We start from the raw sequence: 21085 nt of genomic DNA on the forward strand, positions 1-21085 counted from the left end.
GGTCATCGTGCGTCTTCGCACGTAGAGGCGGCGCGACCGTACCAAAACGTTCCCTCGCCGTAGCGACGGGCCCGGATCGCTTCGAAGCCGTCCGGCCAGCGGAATTCGCCGCCTCTGGTGCTGCGCTCCACGGTGACGAGCGCTTCCGTCCCGAGCCACCCCTCCGTACGGAGTGTGAGCAGGATCTCCCGAAGATCGTCGTCGGAGACGGCGTACGGCGGGTCCAGGAAGACGACGTCGTACGGCTCCGCCGGGGCCGGGGTGCGGATGATCTGTTCCGCTTTGCCCGCCCTGACTTCGGCGCCGGGCAGGCCGAGGGACTTGACGTTCTCCCGGACCGTGCGGGCGGCGCGGGCGTCGGCCTCGACGAGCAGGACGTGCCCCGCGCCGCGGGACAGCGCCTCCAGGCCGACGGCGCCGGAACCCGCGTACAGGTCGAGGACCCGCTCGCCGTCCAGTGGGCCGCCGAGCAGGGACTGCCAGGTGGAGAACAGGCCCTCGCGCGCGCGGTCGGAGGTGGGGCGGGTACCGGTTCCCGGCGGGACGGCCAGGCGACGTCCGCCGGCTCTGCCGGCGATCACGCGGGTCATTTCTGGGTCCTTGTCGGTGTGCTCGGGTGGACGGACGGTGTCCGTTGCCAGTCTCTCAGCCCTTCTCCAGGTACTGCTCCCGCTCCTCGTCCAGCAGCGCCTCCAGGGCCGTGCGCAGCCCGGGCAGGCCGGTCAGCTCCGGGTCGGCGGCGACGACGTCGGCCGCCTCCTGTCTGGCCTGCGCGATGATCTCCTCGTCCTCGATGACGGCCAGGACGCGCAGGGACGTGCGGGCGCCGGACTGGGCCTGGCCGAGGACGTCGCCCTCACGGCGCTGTTCGAGGTCGATGCGGGAGAGCTCGAAGCCGTCGCGGGTGCTCGCGACGGCGTTCAGCCGCTGCCGGGCCGCGCTCGCCTCGGGCATCTCGCTGACCAGCAGGCACAGGCCGGGAGCGGAGCCCCGCCCGACCCGGCCGCGCAGCTGGTGGAGCTGGGAGACGCCGAAGCGGTCGGCGTCCATGATCACCATCGCGGTGGCGTTGGGGACGTTCACGCCGACCTCGATGACGGTGGTGGCGACCAGGACGTCGGTCTCCCCGGCGGCGAAGCGGCGCATGACCGCGTCCTTGTCGTCGGGCTGCATCCTGCCGTGCAGGACCTCCACCTTGAGCCCCTGCAAAGGCCCCTTGGCGAGCTGCTCGGCGACGTCGAGGACGGCGAGCGGTGGCCGCTTCTCGGCGTCGCCCTCGGGCGCGTTGCCCTGTGCGGCCTTCTTCTTCGAGTCCTTCTTCGAGTCCTTCTTCGAGTCCTTCTTCGAGTCCTTCTTCGAGTCCTTCTTCGGGTCCTTCTTCGGGTCGTCGTCCTCGTCGCCGATGCGCGGGCAGACGACGTACGCCTGGTGGCCGTTCGAGACTTCCTCGCGGACCCGCTCCCAGGCCCGGGCGAGGAAGTGGGGCTTGTCGGCGGCCGGGACGACATGGCTGGCGATCGGGGACCGGCCGGCCGGGAGCTGGTCCAGGACCGAGGTCTCCAGGTCGCCGAAGACGGTCATCGCGACGGTGCGCGGGATGGGCGTGGCGGTCATGACGAGCAGGTGCGGCGGCTGTTTTCCCTTGCCGCGCAGGGCGTCGCGCTGTTCGACACCGAAGCGGTGCTGCTCGTCGACGACGACCAGGCCGAGGTCGTGGAACTGCACCTTGTCCTCGATCAGCGCGTGCGTGCCGATGACGATGCCCGCCTCGCCGGTGGCCAGGTCGAGCAGGGCGTGCCGGCGGGCGGCGGCGCCCATGGAACCGGTCAGCAGCACCACTTTGGTGGCATGCTCGGCACCGCCCAGCATGCCGCCCTCGGCCAGCTCGCCCATCATCTCGACGACCGACCGGTGGTGCTGCTGGGCGAGCACCTCGGTGGGCGCCAGCATCACGGCCTGCCCGCCGGAGTCGACGACGGCGAGCATGGCGCGCAGGGCGACCAGGGTCTTGCCGCTGCCCACCTCGCCCTGGAGCAGCCGGTGCATCGGGTGGTCGGTGGCGAGGTCGTCGAAGATCTCGCGGGAGACCTTCCGCTGACCGTCGGTGAGGGTGAAGGGGAGGCGGTCGTCGAAGGCGGTGAGCAGGCCGTCGGGGCTGGGCTTCCTGGGGACGGCGGGGAGTTGGGTCTCGGCGTGGCGGCGGCGGGCGAGGGCGACCTGGAGGACGAAGGCCTCGTCCCACTTCAGTCGGGCGCGGGCGTCCTCGATGTCGGCCTTGGTGTGCGGACGGTGGATCTTGAGGAGGGCCTCGGGCAGGGAGACCAGGCCCCGGCCCTCGCGCAGGGAGTCGGGGAGCGGGTCGACGGCCTCCTGGGCGCTGGGCAGCACCGTCTGGATCGCCTTGGCGAGCTTCCAGGACTCCAGCTTGGCGGTGGCCGGGTAGAGGGGGATGAGGGCTCCCGCCCAGGACTCGACGGTCTCCTCGCCTTCGGTGTCACCGCGCAGCAACTCGTACGCCGGGTGGGCCAGTTGCAGTCGGCGGTTGAAGACGGAGACCTTGCCCGCGAACATCGCGCGGGTGCCCGGCAGGAGTTCCTTGTGGGGCTTGTGGACGCCGTTGCCGAAGAAGACCAGTTGGAGGCGGCCGCTGCCGTCCGTGATGGTCACCTCGAGGCGCTGCCCCTTGCCGCGCGGGGCCTTCGACGAGGCGAAGGTGTGCAGCCGGGCGTCGGCGACCTGGGCGACCACGGTGACGTGCTCGTCCATGGGCAGGTCGGCGAGGTGGGTGAGCTGGCCGCGCTCCTCGTATCTCCGGGGGTAGTGGTGGAGGAGGTCGCCGACGGTGTGCAGGCCGAGGTGCTCGGCCATCACCTTCGCGGTGGCGGGGCCGAGCACCTTCTTCAGGGGTTCTTGCAGTGCGGGCACGAGATCCATTGCACACCACGCCACTGACAACGGCCCAGGGGAGCGCCGTACCCGCCCGGTACCGCTCCGTCTACTCCACCCCGACCAGCAGCAGCGCGCCCTGCCGGCCGCCCCGGTAGACCACCGTGTCGACGGCGAGGTATGCCTCGCGGACGCGGGCCTCCAGCTGGTCGGCGACGCTCTGGGGCGCCTCGTCGCCGAGGACGAGGGTGACCAGCTCGCCGCCCGCCGCCAGCATGCGGTCCAGGACGGTCGCGGCCACCTCCGAGACGTCCGCGCCGATCACGGCCACGTCGCCGTCGATGAGGCCGAGCACGTCACCGGCCTGGCAGATGCCCGCCGTGGTCCAGGACTGGCGTTCGGCGACGGTGACCTCGGCGTGGCGGGTGGCGCCGGCCGCCGAGGTCATCGCCACCACGTCCTCGTCGAAGCGCCGCTCGGACTCGTGCACGGCGAGCGCGGCGATGCCCTGGACCGCGGACCGGGTCGGGATGAGGGCGACGCGGATGCCCTCGGTGCGGGCCTGCTCGGCCGCCGCGGCGGCGGTGTGGCGCAGCTCGGCGTCGTTGGGCAGCAGCACCACCTCGCGCGCGTGCGCCCGCCGGACGGCCTGGACCAGTTCGCCGCTCGCGGGCGGCTCCCCGGGGCGCGCGAGCAGGGTGGTCGCGCCGGCCTCGGCGTACAGCGCCGCCAGCCCCTCCCCCGGTACGACGGCCACCACGGCGCGCTGGGTGCGCTCCCGGGGCGGGCGCTCGGTCCCGGTGGTGTGCGCGTCGCCGTGCCCGAAGTGGGTGATGCGGATCCGGTACGGCCGCCCGGCCTCGACGCCCGCCTCGACGGCGGCGCCCGCGTCGTCGACGTGCACGTGGACGTTCCACAGACCGTCGCCGCCGACCACGACGAGCGAGTCCCCGAGGGCGTCGAGCCGCTGCCGCAGCCGGGCCACGGCCGCGTCCTCGGCCTCCAGGAGGTAGATCACCTCGAAGGCGGGGCCACTCCCGTCGCCCTCCTCCGTGGCGTCGCCCTCCCTGGAGCACCCCCCTTCTGTGGCGCACTCCCCCTCCCTGGAGCACCCCCCTTCTGTGGCGCACTCCCCCTCCCTGGAGCACCCCCCTTCTGTGGCGCTCTCCCCCTCCGTGGCGCTCTCCCCCTCCGTGGCGCGCTCCACGCGCGCGTGCGGCACGGCGACCGGGCCCGGCGACCGGCCCGTGAACGTCTCCACCATGGCCGCGAGGACCGTCACCAGGCCGTGTCCGCCCGCGTCGACCACTCCGGCGCGCTCCAGGACGGGCAGCTGGCCCGGGGTGGCGACGAGCGCCGCGCGGGCGCCCTCGTACGCCGCGCGGGCCACCGCGGCGCAGTCGTCCTCGGCACCGTCGGCCGCGTCGGCGGCGGCCGAGGCGACGGTCAGGACGGTGCCCTCGACCGGGTGGGCCACGGCCTGCCGGGCGGACGCGGCCGCGTGCCGCAGGGCCAGCCGCAGCCCCGGGCCCTCGGTGTGGGCGGAGTCACCCCGCGCGGTGAGCACCTGGGCCATGCCGCGCAGGAGCTGCGCCAGGATCGTGCCGGAGTTGCCCCGCGCACCGATCAGCGCGCCGTGCGCCATGGCGCCCACGGCATCGGCCAGCGAGGGCCCGTCGTCCGCGCCCCGGGCCCCCTTGCTCGCGTCCCGGGTCCCCCCGTCCACCTCGTGCGCCGCGAAGACGGCCTCCACCGCGGCGAAGGCCGACTCGACGGTCAGGTAGAGGTTCGTGCCGGTGTCCCCGTCGGCGACGGGATAGACGTTGATCGCGTCGATCTCCTCGCGCGCCCGCCCCAGCGCGCGCAGCGACAGACCGCACCAGGTACGCACCGCCAGAGCGTCGAAGAACCTCTGCGGCACCTGCGCCACCTGCGCCTCCCTGGACTGCGGACGTGGCTGGCAGCGTAGACCTTGGGACGCCGGCCCACCGGAAGAGGGCCGGGGCGGGCCCCTGAGCTGCCGTGGTAGTTTCGTTGTACGGGAGCAGCCGTTGTATGCTGCTCCGGTTGCCCGATCCCGATCGGGCTCTCCCCCTGGCACCGCCACTCAGATCCCGGCTCGTTCGCGAGTCCGAGAGCTTGATCCCGGCATGCCGGGATCAACCGTAAGTGCATCTGAAGTCTTTGGAGTGACCCGTGGCTGCCAACTGCGACGTCTGCGGCAAGGGGCCGGGCTTCGGCAACAACATCTCGCACTCGCACCGCCGTACGTCCCGTCGCTGGAACCCGAACATCCAGCGTGTGCGTACCGTGGTGAGCGGGACGCCGAAGCGCGTGAACGCTTGCACCTCGTGCATCAAGGCCGGCAAGGTCTCGCGCTGACGCATCAGCTGAGCGCGCGGCCACTGCCTGGTCCGCTGCACGAAGCCGGTCCACCTCGTGTGGGCCGGCTTTTTGCCGTGCCCCCACACCCCGCCGTGCCAGAATCCCGGGAATGCGCTTCGGGATTCTCGGCCCCCTGGACATCCGCACCGATGACGGCACCCCCGTCGACCCCGGTGGTCCCCGGCCCCGAGCGCTGCTGACGCTCCTGCTCCTCGACGCCGGCCGCACGGTCTCCTCGGCCCGGCTGATCGACGGCCTGTACGGCAGTGAGCCGCCCGCCGGCGCCGCGAACGCCCTCCAGTCGCAGATCTCCCGCCTTCGCGCGCGGCTCGCTCCGCACACACCCGTCGAGGGCAACGGCTCCGGGTACCGCGTCGTCACGCCGCCCGGATCCGTCGACAGCCACATATTCGAACGCCTGTGCAGTGAAGGGCGTACCGCGCTCGCCGCCGGTGACCACGCGCGCGCGGCGGCCGGGTTGCGTGAGGCGCTCGCGCTGTGGCGCGGCCCCGCGCTGCCCGACCTGCCGGAGGCGCCCGCCGAGGCGGCCCGGCTCACCGAGCTGCGGCTGACCGCCGTACAGGACCGGATCGCGGCGGACCTGGCGCTCGGTGGTGGTCCGGAGCTGGTGCCCGAGCTGCGGTCGCTGTTGGCGGCGCATCCCTTGAGCGAGCGCCTGTACGGGCAGCTGATGCGGGCCCTGCACGCGGGCGGGCGGCCCGCCGAGGCGCTGACGGTGTACGAGGAGGCCCGGCGCACGCTGGCCGAGCAGCTCGGCGCCGATCCGTCGCCCGAGCTGTCCGCCCTCCACGGCGAACTGCTCCGGGGGCACACCGCCGCCGCCCCGCGCCGGCCCCGGCTGCCGGCCCAGTTGACCCGCTGCGTCGGCCGGGACGCCGAGCTGGACCGCGTCACCGTCCTGTTCGCCGACGCGCGTCTGGTCACGCTCACCGGCCCGGGCGGCACCGGCAAGACCCGGCTCGCGATCGAGGCGGCGAGCCGGTGCGAGGCGCCGGGCTCCCCCACGGAGGTCTGTTTCGTCGAGCTGGCACCCCTGACCGACGGCACGCAGATCCCGTACGCCGTGCTCACCGCCCTCGGTGTGCGCGAGGGCTTCCGCACCTCGGGCGCGGACGCCACGGAGCGGCTGCTGACCGCCCTGGAGGACCGCGAGGCACTGGTCGTGCTCGACAACTGCGAGCACCTCGTCGACGCGGCCGCCGCGCTGGCGGCACTGCTGCTGGGTGCCTGCCCGGGCGTACGGGTCCTCGCCACCAGCCGGGAGAGCCTCGGGGTCACCGGCGAGGCTCTCGTGCCGGTTCCGCCGCTGCCGCCGCGCCCGTCGGCCGAACTGTTCCTGGAACGCGCCCGTGCGGTACGCCCCGGGTTCGACGGCCACGCGCGCGTGCCGGAGATCTGCGCGGCCCTGGACGGGCTGCCCCTGGCCATCGAGCTGGCCGCGGCCCGGCTGCGCACCCTCACCCCGGACGAGCTGGCCGACCGCCTGGACGACCGTTTCCGTCTGCTCAGCCGGGGCGACCGTTCCAAGGCTCCCCGCCACCGCACGCTGCGCGCCGTCGTCGAGTGGAGCTGGGAGCTGCTGGACGAGGAGGAAAGGGAGCTGGCCCGGCGGCTGACGGTCTTCACCGGGGGCGCCACTCTGGAGGTCGTGGAGGCGGTGTGCGGCGTGCCGCATCCGGAGGACCTGCTGGCCTCGCTGGTGGAGAAGTCGCTCCTGGAGCACCTGCCCCAGGGCCGCTACCGGATGCTGGAGACCCTTCGCGCGTTCGCGGCCGAGGACCTGGTGGGCCGGGACGGGCTGCGCGACGCGCACGCCGCGTACTTCCTCGATCTGGCAGAGCGGGCGGAGCCGCACCTGCGCACCGGCGACCAGCTGTCGTGGCTGTCCCGGCTCGCCGCCGAGCTGGGCAATCTGGACGCGGCCCAGCGGCATCTCACGGCCACCGCACCGCGCGAGGCCCTGCGGCTCATGGCCGCCCTGACCTGGTTCCGCCGGCTGCGCGGCCTGCACGGCGAACAGGTGCCGCGGGCCCGCGCTCTGCTGACGGCCGTCGGCGACGAGCCGCCCGAGGGGCTGACCGAGGAGTACGCCCTGTGCGCGATGAACGCGGTCTCCGGGGACGGGGACGGCGACCCGGCCGACACCGGGCGGGTCGCGCGGGTGTCCGCGGTGATGGAGTCGCTGGACCGGCCGCTGCGACTGCCGTTCGCGGTCGTCCTGCACTCGCTCACCTGCGGGCCCACGCTCGTGGCGGACGGCTTGCCGACGGTCCAGGTCGGGAAGGGCCCCTGGGGGCTGGCCCTGCTCGACATGGGCATCGGCTACCAGGAGCTGTTCGCGGGCCGGGCGGCCGAGGCGGAGGCCGCATTCGCCCGGTCCCTGGCCGGCTTCCGCGCCACCGGGGACCGCTGGGGCATGGCCAACTGCCTCGACCCACTGGGCGGATTCGCCAACCGGCGTGGCGCGTACGACCGGGCGCTTGAGCTGCTCGACGAGGGCCTGGCACACGTTCGGGAGCTGGAGGCGCCCGAGGAGACCGCGGACCTGCTCCGCTCGCGCGCGCTCGTGCTGCTGCACCGGGGTGAGGCCGAGGAGGCCGCCAGGCACTTCACGCACTCCGCCGCGCTCGCCCGCGCGGCCGGGGCCGGTGACAAGGTGGCGAGCGCCCGGCGGGGCCTCGGCGACGTGGCCCGGCTCTCCGGCGACACGGCACGCGCGCGCGTGGAGTACGAGGACGCGCTCCGGTTGTGCGCCGACAACTGGTTCAGCACCGGCGAGTCGATCCGCATCCTGGTGGGCCTGGGCCGCACGGCCGACGCGGAGGGCGACGCGGAGACCGCGGGCGACTGGCTGGAGCAGGCCCGCGTGCTCGCCCTCGACTCCCCCGACGTGCTCGCCCTGGCGGAGGTCGCCGAGTCCCTCGCCGGCGTCACCGCGTCCCCGGAGCGCGCCGCCGAACTCCTCGGCGCCGCCACGGGCCTACGCGGCGCCCCGGCCCCCGGCGACCCCGACGCCGCCCGCGCCGAGCGGGAGGTCCGCGCCCGGCTCGCCCCCGGGTCGTACGACCGCGCCTTCGAGCGGGGACGGGGACTGCGGGCGGGGGCGGTGAGCGAACGGTAGGCGGCCCTGCACCGACGGCCGACCGCCTGCCGTCGCCCCCGGACACACCGCCGGGACCTTCACGCGGCCCCCGGGCCGTCGGCGACGGCCCGGCGACACGCACCGGGGCGCACCGCCCGCGACCTTGGTGACGACGGCCACCGCGCACCGCGACCTTGGTGACGACGACCACCGCGCACCGCGACCTTGGTGACGACGACCACCGCGCACCGCGACCTTGGTGACGACGACCACCGCGCACCGCGACCTTGGTGACGACGACCACCGCGCACCGCGACCTTGGTGACGACGGCCACCGCGCACCCCTGCGATCTCCCCGGCGCACACCCGCGAGCCCTGTGGCCCGCCCCGCGAGCCCGGTGGCCACCCCCGCGACCCCGGTGGTCAGCCCCCGTCAGCCCGCGGTATGCGAACGGTGGGCGGACGGTAAGCGGTGGCGCCGAGGCTCTCCGCCATGACGAACACACACCGCCTCGGCCACCGCACCGTCCTCGTCTCCGGCGCCGGCGTCGCCGGGCCCGCCCTCGCCCTCTGCCTCGCCCGGTACGGCGCCCGGGTCACCGTCGTCGAGAAGGCGCCCGCGCTGCGCGGGGACGGCTTCGCCGTCGACTTCCGGGGCCATGTGCACCGGAGGGTGCTCACCGCCATGGGCGTCTGGGACGAGGTCCACGCCCGCCAGACCCACATGGGCCGGCAGACCGTCGTCGGCGCCGACGGCGCCCCGCGCGTGGACCTGCCCGCCGAGCTGATGAGCGGGGACGTCGAGATCTTCCGCGGCGAACTGGCGAAGATCCTCCACGAACGCACCGAGGACACCGTCGAGTACGTCTTCGGCGACTCGGTCGCCACACTCACCGACGGCCCGGACGGAGTGGACGTCACCTTCGAGCACGGCGCGCCCCGCCGCTTCGACCTCGTCGTCGGCGCCGACGGCCTGCACTCGCGCACCCGGCGCCTGGTCTTCGGCGACGAGGCCCGGTACCTGCGGTTCCAGGACCACTACGTGGCCGGCTTCGGCATCCCCAACCACCTCGGCCTCGACCGCACCGGCCGCCTGTACAGCGAGCCCGGCCGCGCGGTCTGCGTCGGCAACTACGACGGCGACCCGGAGCGCGCGGGCGCCCTCCTGGTCTTCCGCTCGGAGCGGTTGGCGTACGACCGCGGGGACGTGGCCGCGCAGAAGCGGATCCTGCGGGAGCGGTTCGTGGGGATGGGCTGGGAGGCGCCGAACGTGCTGAAGGCGCTGGAGGAGGCCGACGACCTGTACTTCGACGCGATCGCGCAGATCCACGTCGACCGGCTCACCGAGGGACGCGTCGCCCTGCTCGGCGACGCCGGGTACGGCGCCACCATGGGCGGCATGGGGACGGGCGTCGCGATCGTCGGCGCGTACGTCCTCGCCGGGGAACTCGCCCTGGCGGGCGGCGACCACCGCACCGCGTTCGCCGAGTACGAGACGCGGATGCGGGACTTCGCCAAGGGCTGCCAGAAGATCTCCGGCAACGCGGGCCCGTTCTTCGCCCCGCCCACCGAGCGCCGTATCCGCAGCCGCGACCGCATGTACCGGCTGCTCAGCCACCGTCTGATGGCCGGCTTCTTCAAGCGGCTCACCGACAAGGCCGCCACCGGCATCGAGCTCAGGGAGTATCCCGCCTGAGCGCCCAGCCGTGGTCCACCGGCCCGATGCCGTCGCCCAGCGGGAACCCGGCCGCGATCGCCCCGGTGACGTACTCCTTGGCCGCCGCCACCGCCTCCGGCACCGACTGCCCCTTCGCCAGTCCGCAGGCCACGGCCGAGGCGAGGGTGCAGCCCGTGCCGTGCGTGTGCCGGTTGTCGAGGCGCGGGGCGCGCAGCCAGTGCTCCTCGGAGCCGTCGGTGAGCAGGTCGACGGCGTCACCGGCCAGATGGCCGCCCTTGATCAGCACCCAGCGCGGCCCGTACTCCAGGACGGCCGCCGCGGCCCGGCGCAGATCGGTGTCGGACTCGACGCGTACGCCGGTGAGTTGGGCGACCTCGTCGAGGTTGGGCGTGGCGACGGTGGCGACCGGCAGCAGCTTGGTGCGCACCGAGTCCAGCGCGGAGGCGGCGAGCAGCGCGTCCCCGTGCTTGGAGACGCCGACCGGGTCGACGACGGCGGGCGCGTCGGTGCCGCGGAGCAAGTCGGCGACGGTCTCGACGAGTTCGGCGGAGGAGAGCATCCCGGTCTTCACCGCCTGGACGCCGATGTCGTCGACGACGCTGCGGTACTGGGCGCGCACCGCGTCCACGGGCAGTTCCCAGGCGCCCTGCACGCCGCGGGAGTTCTGGGCGGTGACCGCGGTCAGGACGCTCATGCCGTGGGTGCCGAGGGCGAGCATCGTCTTCAGGTCGGCCTGGATCCCGGCGCCGCCCCCGGAGTCGGAGCCCGCCACGGTGAGCACCAGCGGCGGCCTCACGACTCCACGTCCCCGCCGAAGTGGTCCCAGCCGCCCTTGCTGGTCCACGGCGCCCCGTCCACCGTCACCTGAGGCAGCGCGGAGGGGTTGAGGACCTCGCCGATGACCTTCCAGCGGGCGGGCAGTTTCACGTCCGGCGGGAAGGTCGCGACGATCGCGTGGTCCTCGCCCCCGGTGAGCACCCACTGCATGGGGTCGACGCCGACGGCCTGGCCGATGTCGTTCATCTGGGACGGGATGTCGATCTGCCCGGAGCGCACGTCGATCCTGACCTTGCTGGCCTCGGCGATGTGCCCCAGGTCGGCGATCAGTCCGTCGCTCACGTCGCACATGGCGGTGGCGCCGAGGCCCGCGGCGGCCGGACCGGCGTGGTACGGCGGCTCGGGGCGGCGGTGGGCCTCGACGAAGGCGCGCGGCGAGCGGAAGCCGCGGGACAGGACGGCGAACCCGGCGGCGGACCAGCCCAGCCAGCCGGTCACCGCGACGAGGTCGCCGGGCTGGGCGCCGCCCCGCGTGACGGGCTCCTGGTTGCGCAGGTCGCCGAGGGCGGTGATGGAGACGGTGATGGTGTCGCCGCCCACCACGTCGCCGCCGACCACGGAGGCGCCCGCGACCTGGCACTCGTCGCGCAGCCCGTCCATCAGCTCGGTCGGCCAGGTCACCGGCAGTTCGGCCGGCACGACCAGGCCGAGCAGCAGCGCGGTCGGCACGGCCCCCATGGCGGCGATGTCGGCCAGGTTCTGTGCCGCCGCCTTGCGGCCCACGTCGTACGCGGTGGACCAGTCACGGCGGAAGTGCCGCCCCTCGACGAGGATGTCGGTGCTGGCCACCACCCTGCGGTCGGGCGCGGCCACCACCGCGGCGTCGTCGCCGGGTCCGACCCGGACCGCGGGGGTGGTGGTGAGACGGGAGGTGAGCTCCCTGATGAGCCCGAACTCCCCCAGCTCACCAACAGTGCCCTTCATCGCCTTGGCTCCCCTTCTGTCCCAGTCCCTGTCCGTGCCCGTGTCCGTGCCCGGTCGCGCGTCATCTCTGTCCTCGTTACGGTCGAAATGACCGTCGCCACGGTCGGCGTGATCGTCAACTCGGGTCCCTCCGGCACCCCGACGCGTGAGGCCCGCGGCCCGCGGGTCTCCCCGCGGAGAGCGGCTACGCGATACCGTGGCGTTCCTTTTCCCCACATGATCCTCGTGGCCGCTCTGGAGGTTCCGTGGTACAGGCGTACATCCTGATCCAGACGGAGGTCGGCAAGGCGTCGACCGTCGCCGAGACGATCAGCAAGCTCCCTGGAGTCATCCAGGCCGAGGACGTGACAGGACCCTACGACGTCATCGTCCGCGCCCAGTCCGACACCGTCGACGAACTGGGCCGCATGGTGGTCGCCAAGGTCCAGCAAGTGGACGGCATCACCCGCACCCTGACCTGTCCGGTCGTCCATCTCTAGCCCCCTCTCCGCCCACTCGCCGCCTGCTCGCTGCCCGCTCGCTCTCGCCCTGTTGATCGCCACAGCGGCTGCTCCTCAGCAGACGACAGCGAGTCGGCGGCGGTTCCCAGGCCGGACGGGAAACCCGCTGATCATACTGCGAGAAGGCGACCCCCGAGGGGATCGCCTTCTCGGCCGTGCACGGGGCGGGTGTGGCGGGGCGGGAGGCGTCAGCGCAGTCCCGTGGACCGCCGCAGCGCCGCCTGGACCAGCCGGTCCACCAGCTCCGGGTAGCTCACGCCGCTCGCCTGCCACATCTGCGGGTACATGGAGATCGGCGTGAAGCCGGGCATGGTGTTGATTTCGTTGATGACGAACTCGTCGTCCTCGGTGAGGAAGAAGTCCGCGCGCACCAGCCCTTCGCAGGAGGCCGCGTCGAACGCCGCCACTGCCAGCCGCTGGACCTCGGCGGTCTCCTCGGCCGTGAGCGGGGCCGGCACGACGCCGGGGGTGGAGTCGATGTACTTGGCCTCGAAGTCGTAGTACGCGTGCTCCGAGGGCGGCGGGATCTCGGCGGGGACGGAAGCCCGGGGGCCGTCCTCGAACTCCAGCACCCCGCACTCGATCTCCCGGCCCCGCAGCGCCGCCTCGACCAGGATCTTCGGGTCGTGGCGCCGGGCCTCCTCGATCGCCTCGTCGAGGCCGGAGAGGTCGTCGACCTTGGTGATGCCGATCGAGGAACCCGCGCGGGCGGGCTTCACGAACAGCGGCCAGCCGTGCTCGCCCGCGAAGTCGACGATCTTCTTGCGGGCGCCGGAACGGTCCTGCCCCCACTCGCGGGGCCGGATCACCACGTACGGGCCGACCTTCAGCCCGTAGGAGGCGAAGACGGCCTTCATGTACTCCTTGTCCTGGCCGACGGCGGAGGCGAGCACGCCCGCGCCGACGTAGGGCACACCGGACAGCTCCAGCAGACCCTGGAGGGTGCCGTCCTCGCCGTAGGGGCCGTGCAGCACGGGGAAGACGACGTCGACCTCGCCGAGCGCCTTGGGCACCGAGCCGGGTTCGCTGTAGACGACCTCGCGGTTGGCGGGGTCGACGGGGAGCAGCACGCCGCCCTCGGTCGACTCGGCCAGTTCCTCGACGTCGGGCGTACGGCGTTCGGTGATCGCCATGCGTTCCGGTTCGTCGGCGGTGAGGGCCCAGCGGCCGTCCCTGGTGATGCCGATCGGCAGGACGTCGTAGCGCGTCCGGTCGATGGCCGCGAGGACGGCGCCGGCGGTGACCACGGAGATCCCGTGTTCGGAGCTGCGCCCGCCGAACACGACGGCCACACGCGGCTTGCGGGGCGGCCGCTGAGGGCTCTGCTCAGGGCTCTGGGGGAGGTTCTCGGTGCTCATATCGCGTCGAGAGTACCCGCCCGTAGGGCCTCGAGACAGCGTCGGCGGGGCCGCGTGGCGCGGGTGGCGGACGGGGTTCGGGTCCGGTTCCGGTCCGGGGCCGGTCGGGTGTCGCTCAGCGTCGTTCGGGCTTCGCGCTGCGCGACATCAGCTCCTTGACCGCGACCACCGGGGACTTGCCCTCGTGCACGATGGCGACGACGGTCTCGGTGATCGGCATGTCGACGCCGTGCCTGCGGGCCAGGTCGAGCACCGACTCGCAGGACTTGACGCCCTCGGCGGTCTGCTTGGTGACCGCGATGGTCTCCTCGAGGGTCATGCCCTTGCCGAGGTTGGTGCCGAAGGTGTGGTTGCGGGACAGCGGCGAGGAGCAGGTCGCCACCAGGTCGCCGAGTCCGGCAAGTCCGGAGAAGGTCAGCGGGTCGGCGCCGAGGGCGACGCCGAGGCGGGTGGTCTCGGCGAGGCCGCGGGTGATGAGGGAGCCCTTGGCGTTGTCGCCGAGTCCCATGCCGTCCGCGATGCCGACGGCGAGACCGATCACGTTCTTCACGGCGCCGCCCAGTTCGCAGCCGACGACGTCGGTGTTGGTGTAGGGGCGGAAGTACGGCGTGTGGCAGGCGGCCTGGAGGCGCTGGGCGACGGACTCGTCGGGGCAGGCGACCACGGCGGCGGCCGGCATGCGGGCGGCGATCTCGCGGGCCAGGTTGGGTCCGGTGACCACGGCGATGCGCTCGGGGCCGACCTTGGCGACGTCCCCGATCACCTCGCTCATCCGCATCGCGGAGCCGAGTTCGACGCCCTTCATCAGCGACACCAGGACGGTGCCGGGCGCCAGCAGCGGCGTCCAGTCCGCGAGGCCGGCGCGCAGCGTCTGGGAGGGGACGGCGAGAACGGTGAAGTCGGCGTCCCGCGCGGCCTCGGCGGCGTCGGTGGTGGCCCGCAGGTTCTCGGGGAGCTCCACGCCGGGCAGGTAGTCCGGGTTGGTGCGGGTGGAGTTGACGGCGTCGGCGAGTGCGGCGCGGCGCCCCCACAGGGTGACCTCGCAGCCGGCGTCGGCGAGGACCGTGCCGAAGGCGGTACCCCAGGATCCGGTACCGAAGACGGCCGCCTTGACCGGCTTGCTCACGTGCTCTGCCCTTCTGCCTGCGGTCCCTGCGGCCGTGTCCGTGTCGGCTGCGTCGGCTGTGACTGCGCCTGCTGCGACTGCTGCGACTGCTGCGACTGCTGCGACTGCGCCTGTGTGCGGCGCCGCTGTTCGATCCGCTCGCGGCGCGGGTCGTAGGGGGTTTCGGGTGCCTTCTCGCCGCGGATCTCCTCCAGCTGGCGGGTGACGGCGGCCATGATGACCTCGGTGGCCTCCTTCAGCAGCTCCGCGGTCATCTCCTTGTCGTAGAACCGCGACAGGTCGACCGGCGGTCCGGCCAGCACCTGGTGGGTCTTTCGCGGCAGGATGTGCGGCTTCTTCGCGTACGGCGGCAGCAGTTCGTTGCAGCCCCACTGGGCGACCGGGATCACCGGGCACTTGGTCTGCAGGGCCACGCGCGCGGCACCGGTCTTGGCGGTCATGGGCCAGCCGTCCGGGTCGCGGGTGAGGGTGCCCTCGGGGTAGAACGCGACGCACTCGCCGCGCTCCACGGCGTCGATCGCGGCCCGGAAGGCGCTCAGCGCGTCGGTGCTCTCGCGGTAGACGGGGATCTGTCCGGTGCCCCGCATCGCGGCGCCGACGAAGCCCTTCTTGAAAAGGCCGCTCTTCGCCAGGAATCGCGGGACGCGTCCGGTGTTGTACTGGTAGTGCGCGTACGCGAAGGGGTCGACGTGCGAATTGTGGTTCACGGCGGTGATAAATCCACCCTCGGCCGGAATGTTCTCCATTCCCCGCCAGTCCCGCTTGATCAGAACCACCAGCGGCGGTTTGCAGATCACCGCGGCCAAGCGGTACCAGAAGCCGATTCTGCGGCGGGGCACGCTGACACCTTTCCTCCAGGGCCTGGGGCCGGACAAGTGTCGCCCCGGGCCGCCCGTCTGTCGAGAACACCGTACGCCCCGAAGAGTGAACCGCCAGGTCTCGCAGGTGACAATGACGGCGACGAGAGAAGGACGGAACGCTCGTGCAGTGGACCTTGGTCGTACCCGTGAAGCCCCTCGCCCGGGCCAAGAGCAGGCTGGCGGACACCGCGGACGACGGGGTGCGGCCGGGGCTCGCGCTGGCGTTCGCACAGGACACCGTGGCAGCCGCGCTGGCCTGCCCGGCGGTCGCGGATGTGGCAGTCGTCACGGACGACGCGCGGGCCGGAAGGGAGCTGGCGGCGCTCGGCGCGGGCATCGTCCCGGACGAGCCCGGCGGCGGCCTGAACGCCGCGCTGACGCACGGAGCCGCCGTGGTACGGGCGGCCCGGCCGGAAAGCCCGGTGGCCGCGCTCAACGCCGATCTTCCCGCGCTGCGGCCGGCCGAATTGGCGCGGGTACTGGCCGCGGCAGCGCAATTCCCGCGTGCTTTTCTCCCGGACGCGGCCGGAATCGGCACCACCTTGCTGGCCGTGGCTCCGGGCCTGCAATTGGCCCCCGCATTCGGTACGGATTCACGGGCTCGCCACCTGGCGTCCGGCGCGGTGGAACTCCGTCTCGGCGCGGTGGATTCCGTACGCCAGGACGTCGATACCGGCGGTGATCTCCGCTCCGCGCTGGCGCTCGGCGTGGGGCCCCGTACGGCCGCGGTGGCGGCGCGGTTGCTGATCGCCGGGCAGTAGGCTGCGCGCATGCAGGCGACCGCGTACACGTACGACCCCGAAAGCCGCAGCGGGCAGGTGCTGCTCGACGACGGCACGCCCGTGCCCTTCGACGCGGCGGCGTTCGACGCGGGGGGCCTCAGGCTGCTGCGGCCCGGGCAGCGGGTGCGGATCGAGACCGAGGGCGAGGCCGGAACCGAGGGCGCGGGACGCCGGATCACGCTGGTGACGCTGCAGACGTTCTGATCCGCGGGGCCTTGCCGCCGGGTCCCGGACACGCCGCGGGCCGGACTCCGAGAGGGAGTCCGGCCCGGCGCGTGAGTGCCCTGTGCCCGTCCGCCTGCTGCTGCTGCTGCTCGTTGTCTCCTGCTACTTCTTGCGGGCGGTGGCCTTCTTGGCGGTGGTCTTGCGGGCCGTCGACTTCTTGGCCGGGGCCTTCTTGGCGGTCGCCTTCTTCGCGGGGGCCTTCTGGGCGGCGGTCTTCTTCGCGGCCGCCGTGGTGCTCTTGGCGGGGGACTTCTTGGCGGTGGTCTTCTTCGCCGTCGTCTTCGCCGCTCCGGTGGTCTTCTTCGCGGTGGTCTTCTTCGCCGCCGCGGTCGTCTTCTTGGCCGCTCCCGTGGTCTTCTTCGCGGCGCCCGTGGCCTTCTTGGCGGCGGCCTTCTTGCCCGCGGCCTTGGAGATGGTGGGCGGCGGGCCGGACAGGCTGCCCTTGGGGGCCTTCTTGACCGCGATGTCGTTCTTCGGAAGCTTCTTCGAGCCGCTCACCAGGTCCTTGAAGCCCTGGCCCGCGCGGAAGCGCGGCACGGAGGTCTTCTTGACCCGAACCCGCTCGCCCGTCTGGGGGTTGCGGGCGTAGCGGGCGGGGCGGTCGACCTTCTCGAAGGAACCGAAGCCGGTGACCGAGACCCGGTCGCCCGCGACGACGGCACGGACGAGGGCGTCCAGGACCGCGTCGACAGCGTCGGCGGCCTGCTGCCGACCGCCCAGCTTGTCGGCAATCGCTTCTACGAGCTGCGCCTTGTTCACGTCTTCCCCTTCGGAGACATCGCCAGAACGAATGTGTTCAAGCTTTTTCGCACGTTAGGCAGATATATACCGCAAATCAAACACGAAACGGGCTAATCACCCTTGTGTCGCAACGGACTCGGGCGGGCCGGCCGGTTCAGCCTTCCTCGTCGGGGAATCGACCCGCGTCGAGGTCGGCGGTGAACCGATCCAGGCGCCTTGCCGCACCGGCGAGATCGTGTTTGGCCGCGGCCGTAATGACCAGCAGCTTCCGGGTCAGCGCCATCCGTACGCCCTCCGGGACTTGCAGTGCGCGCACTCTTGTGTGCGCTTCCTTGAGCCGGACCGCGACCGCCGTATAGAGCTCGAGTTGGCCGTCGTGTTCCATGCACAGATTGTGCCATCTGGGGCGAGTTGTCGCCTGCGCAGGGGGCAACTGCCGCCTCGAACGGCCTTCCTGGCGCACTCGGGAACCGGTGCTCGACGACTCGTGTACCCCGGCAACAACGCCTCTAACGTGGGAAGTTGCGCGTCACGCCGGTCACGTGCGACCGCGGGCGGATCCAAAAACGGCCGTACCCCCGATCGGGCTGATCGGGGGTACGGCGGGGATGTTGGGTGGCCGAAACTCGACCTTGCGGAGTCCCGGGGGAACCTGTGGGGGCTCCGGGGATCAGACCTGGAGGGTCTGCGGCTTGAACGACGGGCGCTTCGCCTCGTAAGCGGCGATGTCGGCCTCGTTTCGGAGGGTGATCGAGATGTCGTCCAGCCCGTTCAGCAGTCGCCAGCGGGAGTTCTCGTCCAGCTCGAAGGGGGCGGTGATGCCCTCGGCGCGGACCTCGCGGGCCTCCAGGTCGACGGTGATCTCGGCCTGCGGGTTCTTCTCCACGAGCTCCCACAGCCCGTCCACGATCTTCTGGTCGAGGACCACCGTGAGCAGGCCGTTCTTCAGCGAGTTGCCCCGGAAGATGTCGGCGAAGCGGGAGGAGACCACGGCCTTGAAGCCGTAGTTCTGCAGCGCCCAGACGGCGTGCTCGCGGGAGGAGCCGGTGCCGAAGTCGGGGCCCGCGACCAGGACGGTGGCGCCCTCGCGCTCGGGCCGGTTGAGCACGAACTCCGGGTCCTTGCGCCAGGCCTCGAACAGCCCGTCCTCGAACCCGTCCCGGGTCACCTTCTTGAGCCAGTGGGCGGGGATGATCTGGTCGGTGTCGACGTTGCTGCGGCGCAGCGGGACGGCCCGGCCGGTGTGCTTGGTGAACGCTTCCATGACTCTCAGACTCCAGCGGGCGTGGGGACGTCGGCGGCGGACAGGTCGGCCGGGGAGGCCAGGTGGCCCAGGACCGCCGTCGCGGCCGCGACCTGCGGCGACACCAGGTGGGTGCGGCCGCCCTTGCCCTGGCGCCCCTCGAAGTTGCGGTTGGAGGTGGACGCGGAGCGCTCACCCGGGGCCAGCTGGTCCGGGTTCATGCCCAGGCACATCGAGCAGCCCGCGTGCCGCCACTCGGCGCCGGCCTCCTTGAAGACCACGTCCAGGCCCTCGGAGACGGCCTGCAGACCGACCCGCGCGGAGCCCGGGACGACCAGCATGCGTACGCCGTCGGCGACTTTGCGGTCCCGGACGATCTCCGCGGCGGCGCGCAGGTCCTCGATGCGGCCGTTGGTGCAGGAACCCACGAAGACGGTGTCCACCTTGATGGAGCGCAGCGGCTGTCCGGCCTCCAAGCCCATGTACTCCAGGGCCTTTTCGGCGGCGAAGCGCTCCGAGGCGTCTTCGTACGAAGCCGGGTCGGGGACGGCGGCGGAAAGCGGGGCGCCCTGGCCGGGGTTGGTGCCCCAGGTGACGAACGGGGCCAGCTCGGCGGCCTCGATGACCACCTCGGCGTCGAACTCGGCGTCGTCGTCCGTGCGCAGCGTCTTCCAGTACTGGACCGCCGCGTCCCAGTCGGCGCCCTCGGGGGCGTGCGGGCGGCCCTGGAGGTAGGCGAAGGTGGTCTCGTCGGGGGCGATCATGCCCGCGCGGGCACCGGCCTCGATCGACATGTTGCAGATGGTCATGCGGGCCTCCATCGAGAGCTTCTCGATGGCCTCGCCGCGGTACTCCAGGATGTAGCCCTGGCCGCCGCCGGTACCGATCTTCGCGATGATCGCAAGGATCAGGTCCTTGGCCGTGACGCCGTCGGGCAGTTCGCCGTTGACGGTGATCGCCATGGTCTTCGGGCGGGCCATGGGCAGCGTCTGGGTGGCCAGCACGTGCTCGACCTGGGAGGTGCCGATGCCGAACGCCAGCGCGCCGAAGGCACCGTGCGTGGAGGTGTGCGAGTCGCCGCAGACCACGGTGGTGCCGGGCTGGGTCAGACCGAGCTGCGGGCCGACGACGTGCACGACGCCCTGCTCGACGTCGCCCAGCGGGTGCAGCCGGACGCCGAACTCCGCGCAGTTCTTGCGCAGCGTCTCCAGCTGGGCCCGGGAGACCGGGTCCGCGATGGGCTTGTCGATGTCGAGCGTCGGGGTGTTGTGGTCCTCGGTGGCGATGGTCAGGTCGAGCCGGCGCACCGGGCGGCCGCTCTTGCGGAGGCCGTCGAAGGCCTGCGGGCTGGTCACCTCGTGCAGCAGGTGCAGATCGATGAAGAGGAGGTCGGGCTCGCCCTCGGCGCGCCGGACGACGTGGTCGTCCCAGACCTTCTCCGCGAGTGTCCTACCCATCGCTTTCCCTTCGGTCGGCGACGAGACGCCGACCCAACTAGTGATCTTGGGGAAGCGGTGCCCGCACCCCTGTGTTTCCGGGCAACCGCCACCAGGCCCTTTCGTCACGGGCCGGTTGTGACTTCGTGCCATCCAGAGTGGCGGGTTCCACGGAAAATTGAACTTGCGTTTCACAGAGTGAGACGGGAGTATCGTTGCATGGACAACAGTAGCGGCGTCGGCGTTCTGGACAAGGCGGCCCTCGTCCTGAGCGCTCTGGAGTCCGGTCCGGCCACCCTCGCGGGGTTGGTCGGTGCGACCGGACTGGCACGACCCACGGCCCACCGCCTGGCCGTGGCGCTGGAACACCACCGCTTGGTGGCGCGCGACATGCAGGGCCGTTTCATTCTCGGCCCGCGCCTGGCCGAACTGGCGGCTGCGGCCGGCGAGGACCGCCTGCTCGCCACGGCGGGCCCGGTCCTCACCCACCTGCGCGACGTCACCGGCGAGAGCGCCCAGCTCTACCGCCGCCAGGGCGACATGCGCATCTGCGTGGCCGCGGCCGAGCGCCTGTCGGGCCTGAGGGACACGGTCCCGGTCGGCTCCACGCTGACCATGAAGGCCGGCTCCTCGGCGCAGATCCTCATGGCCTGGGAGGAGCCCGAGCGCCTCCACCGCGGCCTGCAGGGCGCCCGCTTCACGGCGACGGCGCTGTCCGGCGTACGCCGCCGCGGCTGGGCCCAGTCCATCGGCGAGCGCGAGCCCGGCGTCGCGTCCGTCTCCGCGCCGGTGCGCGGCCCCTCCAACCGCGTGGTGGCCGCCGTGTCCGTCTCCGGGCCCATCGAGCGCCTCACCCGCCACCCCGGCCGCATGCACGCGCAGGCCATCATCGACGCCGCCGGCCGCCTCTCCGAAGCGCTGCGCCGCAACGGCTGACCATCCCAGGACACTTCCGACCGGTCACGGGCCCGCCTCAACGCCGCGGCGGGCCCGGCGCCGCG

19 protein-coding genes are annotated in these 21085 nt (G+C 72.7%); 7 read left to right on the forward strand and 12 right to left on the reverse strand.

The window, feature by feature from the left end:
• Positions 1–2: 2 nt before the first annotated feature.
• The 3 genes from rsmD to ABS735_RS28865 all read right to left on the reverse strand — a co-directional run bounded on the left by rsmD (position 3) and on the right by ABS735_RS28865 (position 4816).
• Positions 3–590, reverse strand: coding sequence for a 16S rRNA (guanine(966)-N(2))-methyltransferase RsmD (gene rsmD / locus ABS735_RS28855; RefSeq protein WP_373904402.1), 588 nt, complete (start codon positions 588–590; stop codon positions 3–5).
• Between the two features lie 55 nt (positions 591–645).
• Positions 646–2934, reverse strand: coding sequence for an ATP-dependent DNA helicase RecG (recG, locus tag ABS735_RS28860; RefSeq protein WP_373904403.1), 2289 nt, complete (start codon positions 2932–2934; stop codon positions 646–648).
• Between the two features lie 61 nt (positions 2935–2995).
• Complete coding sequence (locus ABS735_RS28865; protein ID WP_476755854.1) at positions 2996–4816, reverse strand: DAK2 domain-containing protein; 1821 nt, start codon at positions 4814–4816, stop codon at positions 2996–2998.
• 266 nt (positions 4817–5082) lie between these two features.
• Between ABS735_RS28865 and rpmB the strand changes: the two genes are divergently transcribed.
• From rpmB to ABS735_RS28880, 3 genes are all read left to right on the forward strand, one after another.
• Positions 5083–5268, forward strand: a complete 186-nt coding sequence (gene rpmB / locus ABS735_RS28870; RefSeq protein ID WP_003973430.1) for a 50S ribosomal protein L28 — start codon at positions 5083–5085, stop codon at positions 5266–5268.
• Positions 5269–5380: 112 nt separating this feature from the next.
• The gene (locus tag ABS735_RS28875; protein WP_373904405.1) at positions 5381–8413 is read left to right on the forward strand and encodes an ATP-binding protein; all 3033 of its coding nucleotides are present in this window, start codon (positions 5381–5383) and stop codon (positions 8411–8413) included.
• 454 nt (positions 8414–8867) lie between these two features.
• Positions 8868–10070: an FAD-dependent monooxygenase gene (locus tag ABS735_RS28880; protein ID WP_373904406.1), complete on the forward strand. Its 1203-nt coding sequence runs from the start codon at positions 8868–8870 to the stop codon at positions 10068–10070.
• On the opposite strand, the gene thiD is transcribed toward ABS735_RS28880, so the two are convergent.
• Together thiD and ABS735_RS28890 are read right to left on the reverse strand one after the other, a co-directional pair.
• A complete protein-coding gene (gene thiD, locus ABS735_RS28885) occupies positions 10051–10848 on the reverse strand; it encodes a bifunctional hydroxymethylpyrimidine kinase/phosphomethylpyrimidine kinase (protein WP_373904407.1) in 798 nt (265 codons plus the stop codon). The two genes, ABS735_RS28880 and thiD, sit on opposite strands and share 20 nt — an antisense overlap.
• Complete coding sequence (locus tag ABS735_RS28890) at positions 10845–11813, reverse strand: thiamine-phosphate kinase (RefSeq protein WP_373904408.1); 969 nt, start codon at positions 11811–11813, stop codon at positions 10845–10847. Before ABS735_RS28890 ends, thiD begins: the two co-directional genes overlap by 4 nt.
• Positions 11814–12058: 245 nt before the next feature.
• On the opposite strand from ABS735_RS28890, the gene ABS735_RS28895 reads away from it, so the two are divergent.
• Complete coding sequence (locus tag ABS735_RS28895) at positions 12059–12292, forward strand: Lrp/AsnC family transcriptional regulator (RefSeq protein WP_003973433.1); 234 nt, start codon at positions 12059–12061, stop codon at positions 12290–12292.
• A gap of 209 nt (positions 12293–12501) precedes the next feature.
• On the opposite strand, the gene ABS735_RS28900 is transcribed toward ABS735_RS28895, so the two are convergent.
• The 3 genes from ABS735_RS28900 to ABS735_RS28910 form a co-directional block, all read right to left on the reverse strand.
• Positions 12502–13671 (reverse strand): D-alanine--D-alanine ligase family protein, encoded by a 1170-nt coding sequence (locus ABS735_RS28900; RefSeq protein WP_373904409.1) that lies wholly within the window; start codon positions 13669–13671, stop codon positions 12502–12504.
• 115 nt (positions 13672–13786) lie between these two features.
• On the reverse strand, positions 13787–14797 hold the full coding sequence (locus tag ABS735_RS28905) for an NAD(P)H-dependent glycerol-3-phosphate dehydrogenase (protein WP_373904410.1): 1011 nt from the start codon (positions 14795–14797) through the stop codon (positions 13787–13789).
• Positions 14794–15636, reverse strand: a complete 843-nt coding sequence (locus ABS735_RS28910; protein ID WP_373904411.1) for a lysophospholipid acyltransferase family protein — start codon at positions 15634–15636, stop codon at positions 14794–14796. Before ABS735_RS28910 ends, ABS735_RS28905 begins: the two co-directional genes overlap by 4 nt.
• Positions 15637–15779: 143 nt before the next feature.
• Here ABS735_RS28910 and cofC point away from each other — a divergent pair, with 143 nt between their 5' ends.
• Together cofC and ABS735_RS28920 are read left to right on the forward strand one after the other, a co-directional pair.
• A complete protein-coding gene (cofC, locus tag ABS735_RS28915) occupies positions 15780–16418 on the forward strand; it encodes a 2-phospho-L-lactate guanylyltransferase (protein ID WP_373904412.1) in 639 nt (212 codons plus the stop codon).
• Between the two features lie 9 nt (positions 16419–16427).
• Entirely contained in the window at positions 16428–16643 is a 216-nt protein-coding gene (locus ABS735_RS28920; protein WP_373904413.1) for a hypothetical protein, read from the forward strand.
• Between the two features lie 123 nt (positions 16644–16766).
• On the opposite strand, the gene ABS735_RS28925 is transcribed toward ABS735_RS28920, so the two are convergent.
• The 4 genes from ABS735_RS28925 to leuC all read right to left on the reverse strand — a co-directional run bounded on the left by ABS735_RS28925 (position 16767) and on the right by leuC (position 20105).
• Entirely contained in the window at positions 16767–17423 is a 657-nt protein-coding gene (locus tag ABS735_RS28925) for an HU family DNA-binding protein (RefSeq protein ID WP_373904414.1), read from the reverse strand.
• A gap of 136 nt (positions 17424–17559) precedes the next feature.
• On the reverse strand, positions 17560–17790 hold the full coding sequence (locus tag ABS735_RS28930; protein WP_102929121.1) for an SCO5555 family protein: 231 nt from the start codon (positions 17788–17790) through the stop codon (positions 17560–17562).
• A 285-nt stretch (positions 17791–18075) separates the two neighbouring features.
• Positions 18076–18669, reverse strand: a complete 594-nt coding sequence (leuD, locus tag ABS735_RS28935) for a 3-isopropylmalate dehydratase small subunit (protein ID WP_373904415.1) — start codon at positions 18667–18669, stop codon at positions 18076–18078.
• A 5-nt stretch (positions 18670–18674) separates the two neighbouring features.
• Positions 18675–20105, reverse strand: coding sequence for a 3-isopropylmalate dehydratase large subunit (gene leuC / locus ABS735_RS28940; RefSeq protein WP_373904416.1), 1431 nt, complete (start codon positions 20103–20105; stop codon positions 18675–18677).
• Between the two features lie 198 nt (positions 20106–20303).
• On the opposite strand from leuC, the gene ndgR reads away from it, so the two are divergent.
• Positions 20304–21020: an IclR family transcriptional regulator NdgR gene (gene ndgR, locus ABS735_RS28945; protein WP_373904417.1), complete on the forward strand. Its 717-nt coding sequence runs from the start codon at positions 20304–20306 to the stop codon at positions 21018–21020.
• Positions 21021–21085: the final 65 nt, after the last annotated feature.

Source organism: Streptomyces sp. MMCC 100 (assembly GCF_041538145.2).
GTDB lineage: Bacteria > Actinomycetota > Actinomycetes > Streptomycetales > Streptomycetaceae > Streptomyces.

What these genes read in the sequence shown, in the direction of transcription:
- rsmD (WP_373904402.1), bottom strand. Translation starts at nt 590, where the DNA reads ATGACCCGCGTGATCGCCGGCAGAGCCGGCGGACGTCGCCTGGCCGTC.
- ABS735_RS28930 (WP_102929121.1), bottom strand. Translation starts at nt 17,790, where the DNA reads ATGGAACACGACGGCCAACTCGAGCTCTATACGGCGGTCGCGGTCCGG.
- ABS735_RS28880 (WP_373904406.1), top strand. Translation starts at nt 8,868, where the DNA reads ATGACGAACACACACCGCCTCGGCCACCGCACCGTCCTCGTCTCCGGC.
- leuC (WP_373904416.1), bottom strand. Translation starts at nt 20,105, where the DNA reads ATGGGTAGGACACTCGCGGAGAAGGTCTGGGACGACCACGTCGTCCGG.
- ndgR (WP_373904417.1), top strand. Translation starts at nt 20,304, where the DNA reads ATGGACAACAGTAGCGGCGTCGGCGTTCTGGACAAGGCGGCCCTCGTC.
- ABS735_RS28920 (WP_373904413.1), top strand. Translation starts at nt 16,428, where the DNA reads ATGCAGGCGACCGCGTACACGTACGACCCCGAAAGCCGCAGCGGGCAG.
- ABS735_RS28900 (WP_373904409.1), bottom strand. Translation starts at nt 13,671, where the DNA reads ATGAGCACCGAGAACCTCCCCCAGAGCCCTGAGCAGAGCCCTCAGCGG.
- ABS735_RS28890 (WP_373904408.1), bottom strand. Translation starts at nt 11,813, where the DNA reads ATGAAGGGCACTGTTGGTGAGCTGGGGGAGTTCGGGCTCATCAGGGAG.
- ABS735_RS28875 (WP_373904405.1), top strand. Translation starts at nt 5,381, where the DNA reads ATGCGCTTCGGGATTCTCGGCCCCCTGGACATCCGCACCGATGACGGC.
- recG (WP_373904403.1), bottom strand. Translation starts at nt 2,934, where the DNA reads ATGGATCTCGTGCCCGCACTGCAAGAACCCCTGAAGAAGGTGCTCGGC.
- leuD (WP_373904415.1), bottom strand. Translation starts at nt 18,669, where the DNA reads ATGGAAGCGTTCACCAAGCACACCGGCCGGGCCGTCCCGCTGCGCCGC.